Source organism: Pseudomonas sp. yb_5, assembly GCF_043103865.1.
Lineage (GTDB): Bacteria > Pseudomonadota > Gammaproteobacteria > Pseudomonadales > Pseudomonadaceae > Aquipseudomonas > Aquipseudomonas putida_Y.
In genome coordinates this window covers 118,939-135,197 of sequence record NZ_JBICKE010000070.1, presented here as the reverse complement: position 1 = coordinate 135,197, position 16,259 = coordinate 118,939, and the positions used below count along the sequence as shown (strand labels likewise).

Here is a 16,259-nt window from a genome sequence, read left to right as displayed (position 1 = left end):
CGGGTGAGCAGCCCGGAGATACTGAAACATACCTCGAGGCATGCCTTACCACGCCTGCCTTGGACAACCGAACAGGAGCACGATATGAACCGACAGGATCAACCCCTATTTTCCCTTGCCATCCTCAAGGCCAGGCAAGGCCAGGCACCGGCACTGAAAGCGGCTTTGCTGGCCTTGATTGAGCCAACCCGAGCGGAGTCCGGTAACCGCGACTACATGCTGTTCGAACGCAGCGACGAGCCCGGGACGTTCTACATGCGCGAAGCGTTCGACCACCAGCAGGCCCTGGACACGCACTTGGCCACTGCACACTTCCAGCGTTTTGCCGAGCAGGCCAACCAGTTATTGGCGGAGCCCTTGCAATTGATCTTCCTTGATCCGGTTTCGTCTGCCGTTGCACCCCATCCCTGAGGGGAGGCAGGCAATGCGACCGGTCAAGCGCAGGCAATTCATCCAGGCCCTAGCCACTGTGGCATTGCTGCCAACGGCATTGGCGCATGGGCGCATGCAAGAGAGAGGGGCAAACATGGTCAGGCTCGGCGTAACCGACTTGTCATTTCACCATGCAACAGCAGCGGTCGTGGCTTTGGTGTTGCAACGCATGGGTTTCGTGGTAGAGCGTTCCAGCGCGCCTCACGAGCGTAACTTCGAGCGTCTGCGCGAAGGCGTGATCGACATGCTCGCGTCGGCGTGGATACCTTCAAGCCATGGACTTTACAAGGCACAAGTGGAAGAGCAGGTAGCGACCCAAGAACTGGGGCTGCATTACACGCCCTATGCATTATGGGGGGTTCCCGATTATGTACCGGAATCGATGGTCGCGTCGGTGGAGGACCTCCTTGACCCCAGCGTCAGCGCACGCATGTTCAAACAGATTCAAGGTATAGGGGCGGGTGCCGGCATTACCCGCTTTTCACTGAAAATGATGGTCGACTATGACCTGGTGGGTGCTGGGTACAGTTTCCGTACCGGGACCCAGGAACAATGCGTCACCGCCTATGAGCAACTGGTGCGTGAGGGCAAGTGGGGAATAGTGCCGCTCTGGCACCCGCAGTTCCTGCATCACAGCTATCGGATCCGCGAGCTCGAGGACCCCAAGGGCTTGCTGGGTAGTGTTGACCGGGCCGTATTGCTTGCACGGGATGACCGGCTATCGGGTTTCAGTGCCGCACAGCTGCAGGTGCTCGACAACATCCGCCTGGACAACATCATCGTGGCCGAGCTTGACCATGCCATCAACCGTAGCGGCGTGAGCCCTGACGAGGCAGCGCGCGCATGGTTCGAGAAACACCCACAGGTGTTGGCTTCGTGGTTGCGCCCTGTGACCTGAGTGTACGGACCACCCGTTGGGCGCGATGTTGCAAGCTGGTGGAGTATCGTGCCCAGCGTTGCGCCTGGTGTGCTGAAGCACCCGGAATACAGGGGATTGAGGATGTTGGATGGGGACATTCCCGAAGACAAATAAACAAGGCGGATTCATCAAAGACCATGATTTAACATAATATGCATTATGGGCAACTTCATGCAGGGCTATCTGGGCCGTGGATGGACAGATTTGAAGCCAGGACAGCGACCTCAGCATGGTCACCCTGATCATAAACGATCACAGCGTCATGCAATCGGACAGCGACTACGATGAGCTACGTTACAACAAACTCAGCTCTGAACGCTCGGGATGTCTTCGGGATTTGACTTCCAGTGACTACGCCGGATCGGCGACAGGTGAAATATACCCAAGATCAAATCCTGCTATGGCGTTGTGAAATCAGGTTATCGTTCTGCTCGAGTGAACTTGCTGATCGAGCGGCCAAATATCGCTGTTCAAACCTTCAGTGTTGGGAGGAAATCGAAGCATCTGGTTTAGAGGCGCAATGACGTCATGCTGCGGCCCAGTGTGATCGCCGTGCTTGTAGATTTATCGGTCTGTCATCCATAGCTGACAGAACTGCCGCCGTCATGGCAGATCAGCGACACATGCCGATAGCATTTATGAGGCCGTAACGAGCACCGCCTTGGCCGCGCTCAGGTTCCTTGAATGCTGGCGGCGAAGATCCCTTGCTAGAGCTATTTTCTGGCTCAGTGCCTCATTGCAAGGAGCATCATTCATAGCCTTATCCTCACGCCAATACCCTTCATTATCTGGTGATATGCAAAGCATCACGAGCTCGTTGCTGTACGACGTAAATCGTACTCAGCCCACGCATTTTCCAAATATCGAGCACTGGTACGAAGCTCCCCAGGGCTACACATCAAGATGACCAGATCACGCCTTTCTGCACTGTGTCGCAGCGTCGTACGAGCATTACGGGCTCTCTGAGGGGGCGGCACTCAGTGATTTCTCCTGAAATGAGGCATACGTAAGAGGCTTCAAACCTTGGAAAAGATAAAGTACCCTGCCCTTTAAATGATGGTGTTCAATTATAACTATGCTAAATATTCATTTAGTAGAGTTACACTCAGTAAGTGCCGGGTGATCAGTTCGATCAAAACTTCGTTGTGTATCGTCAAACCCTGCCCTGACGACTGCGAAAGTTTTCCGCAACATTGAACAATCCCATACCGACGAGCATCGCGATCACGAACAGCCAGGCTTGCCAGTACCCCCCGGCGAGCAACACCAACGCCGGCCCCGGACAAACGCCGGCCAGCCCCCAGCCTATGCCAAAGACCAGGCTCCCACCGACAAGTCGACGGTCGATGTCACGCCTGGCAGGCAGCTGTATCTTACCTCCCAGCGCAGCCGTGGTGTGACGCCGCGCCCAGGTCATAGGCAACAGTGCGGCACCTATCGCACCCACCATGACCAGTGCCAGCGACGGGTCCCACTGCCCGGCAATGTCGAGAAACCCTAACACCTTGGCGGGGTTTGCCATGCCGGATAGCAATATCCCCATGCCGAATAGCAACCCTGCAATGAAGCCACTGATCCGCTTCATTTCACGCTCCTGAAAAAAGATGCCTGACCACGAAGACCGTGGCAAAGCCGGCGGCCATGAAGCACAGTGTCGCCACTGCCGAACGGGGCGACAGGCGTGACAGGCCACAAACGCCATGGCCACTGGTGCAGCCACCGCCATAGCGAGTACCGAGGCCTACCAGAACTCCCGCGACCATAAGCAGCCAAGGCGCCATACTGAAATGAACCGGAGGCATTGCCGAGAACAGTTGCCATAAAAGTGGCGCGGCAATGAGTCCCAACAAGAAGCACACTTTTTCGCCCCGCCCTTCCCCGCCACTTTGCAGCAGAGAACCGAGCAAACCGCTGATGCCCGCGATGCGCCCGTTCGCAACGGCGAACAGCCCAGCGGCCAAACCGATCAGTGCCCCGCCTGCCAACGCCGACCACGGCGTGAAGGCAGCCATATCAACAAACATCTCAGCGCTCCATTGTCGTATTAGAGACAAAAACAGATTCCATCTTAACGCTAGAGAGCGACCTCATGACACTTCCCAGCATGCGGTGCCCGCGTCCAAGCCTGCTGCAGAAACGATAGAAGCGAAACAATAAAGTCAGCTGACCGGCGCAGACCTGATCGTCAGGATGCTGCACGGCGCATGGCTGAGAAGCCGCTCGGTGGTATCGCCGATCACCTTGGCCCAATGCCTGGCCTGCACGACGCCGACAACCACTGCATCGATCTTCAGCGTGGCGATGTAGGTCTTGATCACGCGCAGGGGCGCGCCTTCGCTGAAATACCGGTGCGTGTGGGCAACGCCATGTGCATCGGCCAACGCATCGAAAGGCAACTGCAGTGACTCACGTAACTGGTTCGCCCAGGGGCCGGCAAGGTCAGGGTTGGCCAGCATGGCGATGGGCAGGTCGTAAGCCGAGAGCAGGTGCAACTGGCCCTTGCATTGAGCAGCCAGTTGCTGACCTGCCGCGATCAGGGCATGGTTGAGGGCATCCTTGTGTGGCGACGGGTTGGCGACATCCACTGCGACCAGAATGTTGCGGGGGGTGGCTGGGGCATTCGCCGGCACGAACAACAACGGCGTCTCGCACCCATGCAGCAACGCTTGGTCTAGCGAGGTCCGGGCGATCTGCTCGAGCAGGGAGTGGCCCGGGCAGTCCTTGATCACCAGGTCAGGTGCGTAGCGGGCAATGCAGGCTGGCAGTTGATCACGCGGATTGGAGGCTTCTACGGCCTCGAAACCTGGCCGAGCCCCCACGAACTGCTGCTCATCGAGCAGCGCTTTGAGTTCGGTGCTGAAGTGCTCGAATGAGACCGAAGGTACCGGGTCCTCCTGCAATTCATGACGCAGGCGCAGTTCACCCGACTCATGGATGCCCAGTACTTGTAAACTTGCACCCGACGCCGCAGACAATGCCATGGCCCAGGACAGCGCTGTATTGGCTTGGGCCTCGGTCATGATGAGCAGAATCCGGCGATACGGCGTCATGGGCACCTCCCAGCGCGGCGTTTGGGGTGTATGCGATTGTCATTATCGAAGCCGGCGCTGGTTCGTTCTTGATAAATATCAAGGCCCCCAGGCGCCATAGCGCCACTTTACGGCTGAACCGATGCGCCGTCATCGGGGCGGCCATCACTGTCCTCTACCGACTCCAGGCGCGCATCGTGGCTCGGGTTTGCCAAGGATTGATGCGCGCGATCTGGCTCGAAGCGTTCCCGCCGTTACTGCCGCAGGCCAATGAGCTACCATCCATGCGTTGGTCGACAACTTGAAATGAACCGCCACACAGGGCAAGAGTACCTTCGCGATGTTCACTGTCACGCTGATCAACATGCTGGTCGTGATACTGGTGGTGATCATTCACTACGAATGCCTGCTGCGCCTGAATGACTGGCTACCCCGCCTCAAGCTCTGGAGCCGGTTTCGCATCGTAGCGGGCGTGTTCGGCGCACTGCTGGCCCATGCGCTTGAGGTCTGGTGCTTTGCCCTGGTGTATTACCTGATGGCCCATGCCGACGGCTGGGGCACGCTCAGCGGCAATTTCGACGGGAGTTTCCTGGACTGCGTGTACTTTTCCTTCACCACCTATACCACCATTGGTTTCGGCGACATCACCCCTGACGGGCACCTCAAATACCTTACTGGCCTGCAGGCATTGACTGGCCTGGTGCTGATCACCTGGACCGCTTCGTTTCTCTTCCTGGAAATGCAGAAGTACTGGAAAGCCAAATAGAAGCCGGAGCGTCCTTGCTCCTGAAGCGTTCCCGAACGTCGTTCACTCGCTACTCTTGATCGGAATCACTTTTTCCGGGTGAATGGCTTCGGCACGCTTTGGCAGATGTACCCGCAGTACACCGTTGGCGAACTCTGCATTGATTTTTTCAGCATCGACTTCGCGGGGCAATTGGAAAACCCGCTCGAAGCTGCCGTAGTGCCGTTCTGACAGGTGATACTCCTTGCGCTTTTCGTCGCGTTCTTCCTGCTTCTCTCCGCGAATCACCACATTCCCATTGACCAGCTTGATTTCGATGTCCTTGTCGTCCACGCCTGGCAATTCGGCACTGATGCGAAATTCATCGGCCAGTTCGCTGATATCCATCGCCGGCATGCCATGGCTGAAAAGGTCGCGACGCCAGAACGGCTCTACGTCAAACGGCGTGTGGCTGAACGGTGTGCGTAAAGGCCGGCGCCCGAAATCCTCGAACAGGCTGTCGATCTGGCGCCGTAACTGCTGGAATGGCCGCCACTGATCCGATGTTTCGGCGCTGGGCGGCGAAGCCTTGGCAGGCTGGGCGGCTGTGGGAGTATCAGGTACTTTCTTGGCTGCTTCGGACATGGCGACCTCCTCGAATGAGTTATGCCTCGCTGGGAGACGCCTTGATCTTGAGCCTGCAGCTAACCCCACGCTTGACCTTTATCAACCTGCCTGCGGCAACCTTTGCCTGCCCCTTTTGCTCCTGATCAACGGCCGGTGAGACTGCCGCCTAATGGGCTGGTAGCCGTGCAATTGACAACTATCAAGTCGGTGCAAGGCCATGCGACGAAACTGTATCTCCACTGTTCATTCCAGACGTGTGAGGATACCGCCATGGCTCCAGTCAACCCCTCCCCTCAACCTGCCCCCACCGCGTTTCCGGTGCCATCCGGCGAGCATTGGATCGATGCTCTGGACAATGGCACCCATGTACTGATCAGGCCGTTGCAAGCCAAGGACAGGCAGCGCGAAAGGGCCTTCATCGAACGGTTGTCACCTGAATCACGGCACTTTCGCTTCCTGTGCCAGATCAAGGAGCCCGGTGAAGCCATGCTCGACCAGTTGATGGCGGTCGATCAGGACCGACAAGCGGCCTTCGTCGCCCTCGCGCATGTCGACGGCGAACTGCAAGAAGTGGGCATTTCCCGTTACGCCGCTTGTGATGCCAAGGATGAATGCGAATGCGCGGTCACGGTTCTCGACAGCTGGCAACACCATGGTCTCGGCCGTTTGCTGCTCAAGCACCTGACTGATCATGCGCGGGCAAAAGGTTTTCGGCAGATGTATTCGATCGATTTCGCCGCCAACCAGGCAATGCGTGACATGGCCAAGGCAGCAGGATTTACCACGACCACCGACCCTGATGATCCGAGCCAGGTAATCCATCGGCTTGTACTGAGCTGAACCGAAGCCGCCGCGCCATGACCGGTCCTGACGCGGCGGCCAGCATCTTATTCAAGGCATGGTTGCCTGAGGCTCCTCGGGCAGCAGGTCGAACTGTTTGAGGCAGCGCTGCTCATCATCGGGTGTGAGTACCTTCAAGCCGCTCACCTCCTGCATGGGCGTTTCGAGCAAAGCCATGCGCAGCACCCCGTTGCGCTCCATGAAGGTCTGCGCCAGGCACGTGCACACCGGTTTGCCGACCAGTGCGGTGAGTTTTTCATCTTCGGGTACGTCCACTTGAGCCTGCAGGTTGGCTTCGCAGTTCGCCACGATCTGCGTCACCGAGCGTCCTGCCAACCACAAGGCGCCTGTGCCCAGCAGCCCCAGGCACAACAGCACCACCAGCAGGATGTTCGACTCCCGGGCCACCGAGCGAAGGAACGCCAGCCTGGCCTGCCAGCCTGCCTCCTGGCCGTTGAAAATGGCCCTGCCGACAGTGCGCTTCACGCCTCGCTGCACCGCCCAGCCTAGCGCCACACTCAGGGCCAGCAAGGCCAGTATCACGGCCGGATCGTGCATGGGCAGGCGCCAGGTCGGGCTCAGCCCGTGGTAGGCCGATGCGGCGAGTAGCAAGACCAGAATCGCCACGATCCAACCCAGGCTGCCCTTTGGACGATGCATCCAGGCTCTGAGTCTTGCCCTTGCTTGTGTGTTCATGAATACCTCCCGCGCCACCCCAGGCTCTGTATGAAAAGCCTTGATACTCGTTGATGCTGCGTTGGAAACAGCCCCTAGCGCACAGGGTCGATGGCAACCGTTTCCTGATGCTCAGGCACGCACACCTGCCAGCCGAGTTCGAGGCTGATCCGCCGCCGCAAGGTGTCGGCTGCGTGTGGCTCGCCATGAATGACATAGGTCTGACGCGGTGGCCGGGTGAACCCGCGTAACCATTCCATGATTTCATCAGCATCGGCGTGCGCAGAAAGATTCTCCATCGCATGCACCTGTGCACGGATGGGCACGTCCTCGCCGTGCAACCGCACGCTGTGGGCGCCCGCGACGATATCGGCACCCCGCGTCCCCCCGGCTTGAAAGCCCGAGAACAGAATGCTGTTGCGTGGGTTGGGGGCCAGCGCCTTGAGGTGGTGAAGCACCCGTCCACCGGTCGCCATACCACTGGCGGCGATGATCACTGCGGGCTCGCGCAGCTGGTCCAGGTGCCTGGACTCGTCGACCGTGCGGACGATGTGCGTGCCCCTGCACATGGCGGCGCACTCGGCTGCTGTCAGCCGGTGTTCACTGCGGTACTGCTGGTACAGGACAGTGGCATCGGTGGCCATCGGGCTGTTCAGGTAGACCGGGATATCAGGGATCAGCCGGTCGCGCTTGAGCGTGTACAGGTAGTACATGAGCAGTTGGGCACGGCCGACAGCGAACGAGGGCACGAGGGTAATGCCGTGGCGCAGGAGCGTTTCGTTGATGACCTTGGCCAGGTACTGTTCGGTCGATTCGGCCGGATGCTGGCGATCCCCATAGGTAGACTCGATCAACAGCACGTCCGTCGTCCTGACCAGTTCAGGCGCACGCATGATCGGATCCTGAGGGCGGCCGAGGTCACCCGAAAACAGCACGGTCTGCCCTTCGGCGCTGATCTGGACCGTGGCTGCCCCCAGAATATGTCCGGCGGTACGCAATAGCAGCTCCATGCCCTCGGCAATCAGGGTCACCTGGTGCAACTCTACGGGATGAAACAGTGCCAGGACCCTTTTGGCATCCTGCTCGGTATAGAGCGGTTGCGCCGGTGCATGCTTGGAGTAACCGTGGCGATTGGCATGGTCGGCCTGCTCTTCCTGCAGCCGCGCACTGTCGAGCAAGAGGATTTCCGCCAGGGCGCAAGTCGCCGGCGTGGCGTAGATCGGCCCGCGGTAGCCTTCCCGAACCAGCACCGGTAGATAACCACTGTGGTCAAGGTGGGCATGGGTCAGCACCACCGCATCGAGCGCACGCAGCGCCGGGGGCAGTGGCTGCCAGTTGCGCAGGCGCAGTTGCTTGAACCCCTGGAAGAGTCCGCAGTCGACCAATACCCGCGTGCTGTCACGGGTCAACAGGAATTTGCTGCCGGTCACGGTCCCGGTGCCGCCAAGAAAAGTCAGTTGCATGGCCAAGGCTCCCAACTTTCGGCTATTTGGGGATGAACGGCGAGCACACTGCACGGTGGGCGGCTGACGATACGCTCGGTGGTGTCACCCAACAGTTTGTCCAGGCCCTTGGGCTGTACCACGCCCATCACCACCGCGTCGATGTCCAGTGCTGCGACCTGTTCACGGATCACCTGTACCGGGCCTCCTTCCATGAAATGTCGGCGGTCCGGCGCGACGCCTTCGGCATCGGCCAGCGCTTCGAAAGGCTCCTGCAGTGCCTCGCGCATCTCGTCGATCCACGCCTGGGTGACATTCATGTCCGAGGCAAATACCCCTGCCAGGTTGTAGGCCGATAGCAGATGCAGGTGCGCGTCACACTGTAACGCCAGCGCCTGGCCAGCACGAATCAGTCCACGATTGAAGCACGCCTGGACGGCAGGCGTCTCGCTGAACGCAGTATCCACGGCGACCAGCACACGCCGCGGCAATGAAGTGGCCGCCGCCGGCACGAAATGGCTGACGCCTTTGAAACCTCGCATCAGCGCACAATCCAGTGGGGTGCCGAACATGCGCATCAGGGCCGACGCGGCTTCGCTGTCCTTGATGACCATATCCGGCTGCAGTTCACTGATGTAATCGATCGCCTGGCTGCGGATATCCTCCGCATTCAGGCTGTCGACCGTCAGCGTCGTACCGCTGCCCCGATGCCGTTGGACCAATCCCGTCAACTGAACGCGATAATGCTGGTACTGGCGCTTGATATCGGCCTCGTTCAGCCGCTCTTCGCGCAGAAGGTGCTCCTCGCTCGGCTCGAACAGGCCCAGCACATGCACGCTGGCACCGCTGACTTGCGCCAAGGCAAGGGCTCGGCGCAAAGCGGCGGAATGCGGATCGACCTCGCTCAGCAGCACCAGCAATTGTCGATATTGCCCCATGGTGAACCTCCGCGCTTACGTCAGTGGATGTGATGCTGACGATGTTCCGCGCGCAGGATCGATGTTGCTTGATGCAGATCAGAAAACTGCTACCCAGCCTGAACTTGATGATTGTCAGAACCTAACCGGCCCGTCACGTTAAAACGGCTGCACCAGGCAATGATCGGGTAACGGGAGGCGTCATGAACGGGCAGCAAACAGCACAGCCACAGACCTGCGAACACTGGGTCGAAAACCTCGAGGACGGTTCGGCGGTGCTGATCCGCCCCTTACGCGAGGAGGACCACGAACGGGACAAGCGTTTTCTGAGCACAATCACTTATGAATCACGGCGTTTTCGTTTCATTGCCGGACTCAGCGGCGGCTTGCCCAGCCTGGACACGCAATGCATGCCCGTGGACTATCAGCAGCGCATGGCCTACGTCGCCTTGGCTCATGTGGACGGTAAATTGCAACAGATCGGCGTCAGCCGTTATGCAGGCCTACCTGGCAGCCAATGTTGCGAATGCGCAGTGGCGGTCAGCGAAGACTGGCAGCGCAAAGGGTTGGGCAAGCGCCTGATGCAGCACCTGATTGCAGCCGCACGACGCAATGGCTTTCAGTGCATGGTTTCCCGGGATCTGGCCAGCAATTATGGCATGCACCGGCTGGTCAAGGCACTAGGCTTCACCTCACGCTACCCTGGCGGGGATGTGAGCGAGATCCTGCACGAACTTGACCTGCAGCCTTGAAAAGACAAGGCCCTTGCGGGCCTTGTGCTTCAGCCTTGGGAGCGCTCTGGAGAAATCACCAGCACGCTGCTGGACAACCGATGCAAAACCCGCTCGGCAGTACTGCCGATGAACCAGCCGATGCCATGGTGGTGATAACTGCCCATGACCAGCACGTCGATATCATTGTTATCCATGAATATCGCCAAGGCCTTTGCCGGGTCGCCTATGCGCATGTGGCGGTGTTCGACGGCGATCCCGTTGCGTTCGGCAAGCTCCTGGAAGGCAGCACTCTGAGCGTCATGCAAGGTCCGGGCGTGGTTCGAATCGAACAGGAACGAATGTTCCCGGCTGCCGCCTGCATCCAGGTACATGGAACCCAAGTCGTAGGCATACAGCAACTCGATCTGTGCATTGCACTGCAATGTCAGTTTCAGCGCTTCGCTGATGATCTGGTCGTTGAAACCTTCGAACTGATCCTCAGGCCTGGACAGGTCCACCGCCGCAAGAATCCTGCGTGGCAACGCGTGGCTGGCCTTGTGTACCAAGTGCAAGGGGGTTCGCGTTTCACGCAGCAACTGGATATCCAGCGAGGTGAACATTGCGCGCATCCACCAGGGCTCATGCTCGAACGCCTTGATCAGCATGGCGAACGGCTGCTCACGCAAGTGCACCAGGATCTCGTTCAAGGGTTGCTGTACCCACACCACCTCGGTTGTGACGATGACACCACTGCGCCGCATCGATGTCGCCTGGGTTTCCAGCCATTCACGGTGCTGCTGCACGTAACCCTCGCGCATGACTGCCAGCGCCTGGTCATTCACCAGGCCCGCCGTGGCAAGCCCTTCCACGTAGTCGAAAGCCACGATGTGCAGCGCCATCCCCTTGGCCTTGGCCAACGCAGCAGCCCGGTCATAGACCGGGGTTCGGCGCATCAGGGGGGAGGCGATCAGCAGCAGTCTTTGCGGAGTTTCCATGGCACACCTCTGAGGTTGCGATACGTAGCTCAAGCATCTGCCACCCAGGTCTTGCGAATTTGATGTTTATCAACTGGAGGCACCTTCTGACAAACGGCATTGCCCATGGCGCAACAACTTGACGCGGATCAATGTCTCGACACTTCGCAGGCGCACCCTGTACCCATACCAACATTCACTTCAGGCGCCGCAGGCGTGCCATGGTGATAACGCCCTGAGCTTCACCTGCGCTGCCGGCAGGGACGCCTTCATTCTGCATTGTCTACCGATACATGCTTTGGAGGCTCTGATGAACGTTTACGTCGAGAAGAACACTGTGCAGGGACGCTGTTGGGTGCGCATGGATCACTGGCGGGTGAGTTTCAGTACGGCTGCCGAAGCCGAGCGGTTTGTCGAGCGACTTACAATCCGCCTCAATGCCCCCCACTCGCGTGACATGCTGGCCGATTGGTCGCCCCATACCGGGGTTGCCACCGGGCACGGTGCGCGTAACGGCACTGGGGCCCAAAGCGGCCTCCGAAGTGCAAAGGAGGCCTGAGATGCCTGGCCAGCTGAAGGTCACACGGCTCGACTCGCCCAACGAGTCGTCCAAGGCAAACCCTATTCACCTGAAACCGCTGGCGAACCACTGCAGGGATTGCCGGGTCAGCGGCCTGTGCCTCCCCACCGGCCTGCCGGTTGACGACGACAGCTGCCTGGGCGCGTTGATAGGCCCACGCCTTCGCATTCGCAAGGGCGCCGCGCTGTTCAATGCCAACGATCCGCTGACCATGCTCTATGCCGTCCGCTGCGGCAGTTTCAAGACCAGCCTGAACACCGCCGAGGGGCAAGGCGTGGTGATCAACTTCTGGATGCCGGGCGATGTACTGGGCCTCGATGCCATTGCCACAGAGCACCATGTCTGCGACGCCATTGCTCTGGAAGACAGCGAAGTCTGTCCCGTCCCCTATCGCCGCTTGCAAACCCTGGCGCGTGACTTTCCGGTCCTGCAGCAAAGCCTCAATCGCTTGATGAGCCGGGAGATCGTGCGTGAGCACGGGCGTGTGCTGATGCTGTGCAACCTTACTGCAGAACAGCGGCTGGCCAGCTTCCTGGTAGGGCTCTCCAGGCGCTTCGTCAGCCGCGGTTATTCTGCCCATGGCTTCATGTTGCGGATGTCCCGAGAAGACATGGCGTCGTACCTGGGATTACGCCTGGAAACCGTATGCCGATCCATCGCCCACCTGCGGGCGCTGGGTCTCGTCGACCTGCATGGCAGGTTGGTAGAAATTCTCGATATGCCTGCACTCATGGCACTGGAACAGGGCGGCGGTGAATGTGAGGTCAAGGGCCCCTGAAGGCACCCTGCTCGGACGCCGTAGATGTTGGCCACGACGCTGTGACGCGAGCATTCCTTTCAAGCCAACCCGCCAAAACGCTTGTAGAAACCCTCGCTCACGTCCGGCAATGGGCCATCTGCTGTCTCCAGCGCTGCATTCAACCATTCTTCGGCCTTGGCAAACACCAGTCGATAGAGGTTGCGGCACAACTGTCGCGCGGCCCTTCCCTCCCAGTCCCCTGGCAGTAGCTCGTCGGGTAGTTGCGGGTCGCGCAGCAGCAGGCGGCGGTACTCGTGAATCAGCAGCGTGCGTGCCAGGAAGCAATCTTGAGCATCGAGCAACGGCTGCTCTTTCAAACCTTGCCACAGCGGCCTGAACAGCTGGATGAACTCGCTGTATTGCTGCCCCAGTTCGTCGATACGCCAGCTTTCCCGCACCTGGGCGCGCATGGCCTTGGACGCGAGTACCTCTTGGGTGTGGGTTTCGAAGACGATGCTGTCGTCGCTGGCTTCAAGATCACGCAACGTGGCCGCCAGGTCGGCACGATCTGCCCGTGGGCAGCCCAGCAGGTTCGGTGCCATGACGCCAAACCCCTGCCACTCCAGTTCTTCACGCACCGCCTTGCGTTTACCCGTCTCGAGTTGCGACAGCAACACCAGCGTCCAGGCCCCGTCCCAGGCCGGCTGGCTCGGGCTGTAGACGCGCTTGAAGGCTTTTTCGAAACGCCGACGGCCAGTGCCGGTCAGGCTGTAATAACTGCGTCGCCCAACCTTTTCTGCAGTGAGCCAACCTTCTTTGGTCAGGCGAAAGATCGACGTGCGGATCAACCGTTCATTGATGCCGATCGGCTCCAGCAGGTTGATCAGGCTACCGAGCCAGACTGTACCGCCGTGCGGCTCGATGGCATCGCCGTACAACGTGATGATCAGGGAACTGGCGCGGATTGGCGTCTGCTCCTGAAAGCGGGTAATCAAGTGGTTCAGTGGGGCGAGATTGCTCATGGGCGAACTGTGCGCGGATAAAGCACCGACTATACCTGTGCGGCGGGCCGCCTGGCCATTGCGTGTCACTGCCAGGCTCATGCGCTCGCCTGGCCCTTGGGCCTGACCCCAGTGTCTTCCATGCGCGGGCGCCCCGGCTCTGCCTCGGCCAGCGGCGGGCATTCGACCATGCTGCTCATGCAGCGCCGCGCCAGGTGCTGGTACTCCGCCGTCCCGCGCTGTTTCCAGGCCAGTTCCTGCTCGCTCAGTGGGCGTTTGACCTGGGCTGGTGACCCCATCACCAGGCTCTGCGCCGCGCATTCGAAGCCAGCTTTGACGAAGGCGGTGGCCGCGACGATGCAGCGTGGTGCGACATGGGCGCCATCCATCACCACGGCGTTCATGCCGATCAATGAATCTTCGCCCACGCGACAGCCGTGCAGCACCGCGCCATGGCCGACGTGCCCGTTACGCTCCACTACGGTATCGCCCCCCGGGAAACCATGCATCACGCAGGTGTCCTGCAAGTTGGCGCCCTCCTCCAGCACGATGCGGCCGAAATCGCCCCTGAGCGATGCCAGTGGGCCAATGTAGCAGCGGGGGCCGACGATGACGTCGCCGATCAGGACTGCGCTGGGGTGTACGTAGGCTGTCGGGTGAACCACGGGCGTCAGGCCGTCCAGTCGATAGCAAGGCATCGCATCACTCCTGAAATGATTTGAAATGTCAGTCGATCTTGTATCAGAAGCTGTTTGATCGTCAATCGTGTATCGCTTGTGTTGATCTAATGCTGTCATACAAAAATCAGCTGAAAATACCCGTAAATACACAGGACAAACGATTCATCTGCAAATATTGCGGTGGAGCGGTGATCGCTGGAGAACACATGATTAGATACGTAAATGTATTTTTGATATTGCATATATGTATCACATAGAGCATATACTGGCCTCACCTGGTCGTGATCCCGCATTACGCCCCTGCAAACAATTCCAAGAAATGCCGGCCCCGCGATGTGCCGTGCGTGCAGCCAGAGGAACCCGAGATGCCGCGATATATCGATGTGCAGGCGCCCGAACACGGCGTTCAGCTCATTACCCTGCAACGGCCCGAGGCCTTGAACGCCCTGAGCACCGAGTTACTGGCACAACTGGCTGCTGCGTTGCAGGCTGCCGGGGACGACGAGCGTGTCCGAACTGTAGTGATTACGGGCAGTGCCAGGGCTTTCGCCGCAGGCGCCGACATTGGCGAGATGGCCGATCGCGACCTGGTCGGCATCCTTAATGACCCCCGCGTAGCGCATTGGCAAAGCATCGCTGCATTCGCCAAGCCGCTGATTGCCGCAGTCAACGGCTATGCCCTGGGTGGCGGCTGCGAACTGGCAATGTGCGCCGACATCCTCATCGCCAGTACCGACGCCCGTTTCGGCCAGCCGGAAATCAACCTGGGCATCATCCCCGGTGCTGGCGGCACCCAGCGCCTGTTGCGCGCCGTCGGTAAGCCGTTGGCCATGCAGATGGTGCTGACGGGGGAGCCCATCACTGCCCATCGCGCCCAGCAGGCCGGCCTGGTCAGCGAAATTACCCAGCCCGAACTCACCGTAGAACGCGCCATGCAGGTTGCCCGCAGCATCGCCGCCAAAGCGCCGCTGGCCGTGCGCCTGGCCAAGGAGGCGCTACTGAAGGCCGGTGATACCGACCTGGCCAGCGGTCTGCGCTTCGAGCGCCATGCGTTCACTCTGCTGGCTGGCACCGCCGACCGCGATGAAGGCATCCGCGCCTTCCAGGAAAAGCGCCAGGCCCGTTTCCAGGGGCGCTGAACTTCATTCTCTCGACTGACGGAGCGAGCCTGTCATGACTTTCCAGCACATCCTGTTTTCCATCGAGGACGGCGTCGCCCTCCTTTCGTTGAACCGCCCCGAGCAGCTGAACAGCTTCAATACGGCCATGCACCTGGAGGTGCGCGAAGCGCTCAAGCAAGTGCGCCAGAGCAGTGAAGCACGGGTGCTGCTGCTGACGGCTGAAGGCCGCGGCTTCTGCGCCGGCCAGGACCTGTCCGACCGCAACGTTGCCCCAGGCGCCGAGATGCCAGACCTGGGCCAATCGATCGACAAGTTCTACAACCCGCTGGTGCGCACCCTGCGCGACCTGCCATTGCCGGTGATCTGCGCGGTCAACGGCGTGGCTGCCGGAGCCGGTGCCAACATTCCCTTGGCCTGCGACCTGGTGCTGGCCGCACGCTCGGCCAGCTTCATCCAGGCCTTCTGCAAGATCGGCCTGGTGCCGGATTCCGGCGGTACCTGGCTGCTGCCGCGCTTGGTCGGCATGGCCCGGGCCAAGGCGCTGGCCATGCTGGGCGAGCGCCTTGGCGCCGAACAGGCCGAGCAATGGGGGCTGATCCATCGCGTGGTGGATGATGCCGCGCTGCGTGACGAAGCCCTCACCCTCGCCCGCCAGCTCGCTGCCCAGCCTACCTACGGCCTGGCACTGATCAAGCGCAGCCTCAATGCCAGTTTCGACAACGGTTTTGAGGCGCAGCTGGAGCTGGAGCGCGACCTGCAGCGCCTGGCCGGGCGCAGCGAGGACTACCGCGAAGGCGTGAGCGCCTTCATGAACAAACGCTCGCCAGCCTTCAAGGGGCGCTGAAC

The 16,259-nt window shown here is 60.0% G+C and carries 18 protein-coding genes; 8 read left to right on the top strand and 10 right to left on the bottom strand.

Annotated features, from left to right (window positions below):
• Positions 1 to 84 precede the first annotated feature (84 nt).
• Together ACF8GF_RS10730 and ACF8GF_RS10725 are read left to right on the top strand one after the other, a co-directional pair.
• Positions 85 to 411, top strand: a complete 327-nt coding sequence (locus ACF8GF_RS10730; protein WP_176684198.1) for a putative quinol monooxygenase — start codon at positions 85 to 87, stop codon at positions 409 to 411.
• A 13-nt stretch (positions 412 to 424) separates the two neighbouring features.
• Positions 425 to 1,330, top strand: coding sequence for a glycine betaine ABC transporter substrate-binding protein (locus ACF8GF_RS10725; protein WP_370853131.1), 906 nt, complete (start codon positions 425 to 427; stop codon positions 1,328 to 1,330).
• A gap of 1,174 nt (positions 1,331 to 2,504) precedes the next feature.
• On the opposite strand, the gene ACF8GF_RS10720 is transcribed toward ACF8GF_RS10725, so the two are convergent.
• From ACF8GF_RS10720 to ACF8GF_RS10710, 3 genes are all read right to left on the bottom strand, one after another.
• The gene (locus ACF8GF_RS10720; protein WP_176684199.1) at positions 2,505 to 2,936 is read right to left on the bottom strand and encodes a DUF6691 family protein; all 432 of its coding nucleotides are present in this window, start codon (positions 2,934 to 2,936) and stop codon (positions 2,505 to 2,507) included.
• Position 2,937: 1 nt separating this feature from the next.
• The gene (locus ACF8GF_RS10715) at positions 2,938 to 3,375 is read right to left on the bottom strand and encodes a YeeE/YedE family protein (RefSeq protein ID WP_176684200.1); all 438 of its coding nucleotides are present in this window, start codon (positions 3,373 to 3,375) and stop codon (positions 2,938 to 2,940) included.
• A 135-nt stretch (positions 3,376 to 3,510) separates the two neighbouring features.
• Positions 3,511 to 4,401 (bottom strand): universal stress protein, encoded by an 891-nt coding sequence (locus ACF8GF_RS10710; RefSeq protein WP_392488599.1) that lies wholly within the window; start codon positions 4,399 to 4,401, stop codon positions 3,511 to 3,513.
• 319 nt (positions 4,402 to 4,720) lie between these two features.
• Here ACF8GF_RS10710 and ACF8GF_RS10705 point away from each other — a divergent pair, with 319 nt between their 5' ends.
• Positions 4,721 to 5,146: a potassium channel family protein gene (locus ACF8GF_RS10705; RefSeq protein WP_176684202.1), complete on the top strand. Its 426-nt coding sequence runs from the start codon at positions 4,721 to 4,723 to the stop codon at positions 5,144 to 5,146.
• Positions 5,147 to 5,188: 42 nt separating this feature from the next.
• Here ACF8GF_RS10705 and ACF8GF_RS10700 read toward each other — a convergent pair whose 3' ends face one another.
• On the bottom strand, positions 5,189 to 5,749 hold the full coding sequence (locus ACF8GF_RS10700) for an Hsp20/alpha crystallin family protein (RefSeq protein WP_176684203.1): 561 nt from the start codon (positions 5,747 to 5,749) through the stop codon (positions 5,189 to 5,191).
• A gap of 252 nt (positions 5,750 to 6,001) precedes the next feature.
• Between ACF8GF_RS10700 and ACF8GF_RS10695 the strand changes: the two genes are divergently transcribed.
• Complete coding sequence (locus ACF8GF_RS10695) at positions 6,002 to 6,571, top strand: GNAT family N-acetyltransferase (RefSeq protein ID WP_176684204.1); 570 nt, start codon at positions 6,002 to 6,004, stop codon at positions 6,569 to 6,571.
• Positions 6,572 to 6,622: 51 nt separating this feature from the next.
• On the opposite strand, the gene ACF8GF_RS10690 is transcribed toward ACF8GF_RS10695, so the two are convergent.
• From ACF8GF_RS10690 to ACF8GF_RS10680, 3 genes are all read right to left on the bottom strand, one after another.
• The gene (locus tag ACF8GF_RS10690) at positions 6,623 to 7,231 is read right to left on the bottom strand and encodes a hypothetical protein (RefSeq protein ID WP_176684205.1); all 609 of its coding nucleotides are present in this window, start codon (positions 7,229 to 7,231) and stop codon (positions 6,623 to 6,625) included.
• 110 nt (positions 7,232 to 7,341) lie between these two features.
• Positions 7,342 to 8,709: an MBL fold metallo-hydrolase RNA specificity domain-containing protein gene (locus tag ACF8GF_RS10685; protein ID WP_392488598.1), complete on the bottom strand. Its 1,368-nt coding sequence runs from the start codon at positions 8,707 to 8,709 to the stop codon at positions 7,342 to 7,344.
• Entirely contained in the window at positions 8,700 to 9,626 is a 927-nt protein-coding gene (locus ACF8GF_RS10680) for a universal stress protein (RefSeq protein WP_392488597.1), read from the bottom strand. Before ACF8GF_RS10680 ends, ACF8GF_RS10685 begins: the two co-directional genes overlap by 10 nt.
• 182 nt (positions 9,627 to 9,808) lie before the next feature.
• Here ACF8GF_RS10680 and ACF8GF_RS10675 point away from each other — a divergent pair, with 182 nt between their 5' ends.
• On the top strand, positions 9,809 to 10,357 hold the full coding sequence (locus ACF8GF_RS10675) for a GNAT family N-acetyltransferase (protein WP_176684208.1): 549 nt from the start codon (positions 9,809 to 9,811) through the stop codon (positions 10,355 to 10,357).
• 29 nt (positions 10,358 to 10,386) lie between these two features.
• Here ACF8GF_RS10675 and ACF8GF_RS10670 read toward each other — a convergent pair whose 3' ends face one another.
• Positions 10,387 to 11,313 (bottom strand): universal stress protein, encoded by a 927-nt coding sequence (locus ACF8GF_RS10670; RefSeq protein WP_176684209.1) that lies wholly within the window; start codon positions 11,311 to 11,313, stop codon positions 10,387 to 10,389.
• A gap of 539 nt (positions 11,314 to 11,852) precedes the next feature.
• Here ACF8GF_RS10670 and ACF8GF_RS10665 point away from each other — a divergent pair.
• Entirely contained in the window at positions 11,853 to 12,650 is a 798-nt protein-coding gene (locus ACF8GF_RS10665; RefSeq protein WP_176684211.1) for a helix-turn-helix domain-containing protein, read from the top strand.
• A gap of 59 nt (positions 12,651 to 12,709) precedes the next feature.
• Here ACF8GF_RS10665 and paaX read toward each other — a convergent pair whose 3' ends face one another.
• Positions 12,710 to 13,633 (bottom strand): phenylacetic acid degradation operon negative regulatory protein PaaX, encoded by a 924-nt coding sequence (gene paaX / locus ACF8GF_RS10660; protein WP_176684212.1) that lies wholly within the window; start codon positions 13,631 to 13,633, stop codon positions 12,710 to 12,712.
• Between the two features lie 77 nt (positions 13,634 to 13,710).
• Positions 13,711 to 14,310, bottom strand: coding sequence for a phenylacetic acid degradation protein PaaY (gene paaY, locus ACF8GF_RS10655; protein WP_392488596.1), 600 nt, complete (start codon positions 14,308 to 14,310; stop codon positions 13,711 to 13,713).
• Between the two features lie 347 nt (positions 14,311 to 14,657).
• Here paaY and paaF point away from each other — a divergent pair, with 347 nt between their 5' ends.
• Complete coding sequence (paaF, locus tag ACF8GF_RS10650; RefSeq protein ID WP_209966092.1) at positions 14,658 to 15,431, top strand: 2,3-dehydroadipyl-CoA hydratase PaaF; 774 nt, start codon at positions 14,658 to 14,660, stop codon at positions 15,429 to 15,431.
• 34 nt (positions 15,432 to 15,465) lie between these two features.
• Complete coding sequence (paaG, locus tag ACF8GF_RS10645) at positions 15,466 to 16,257, top strand: 2-(1,2-epoxy-1,2-dihydrophenyl)acetyl-CoA isomerase PaaG (RefSeq protein WP_392488595.1); 792 nt, start codon at positions 15,466 to 15,468, stop codon at positions 16,255 to 16,257.
• Positions 16,258 to 16,259 lie beyond the last annotated feature (2 nt).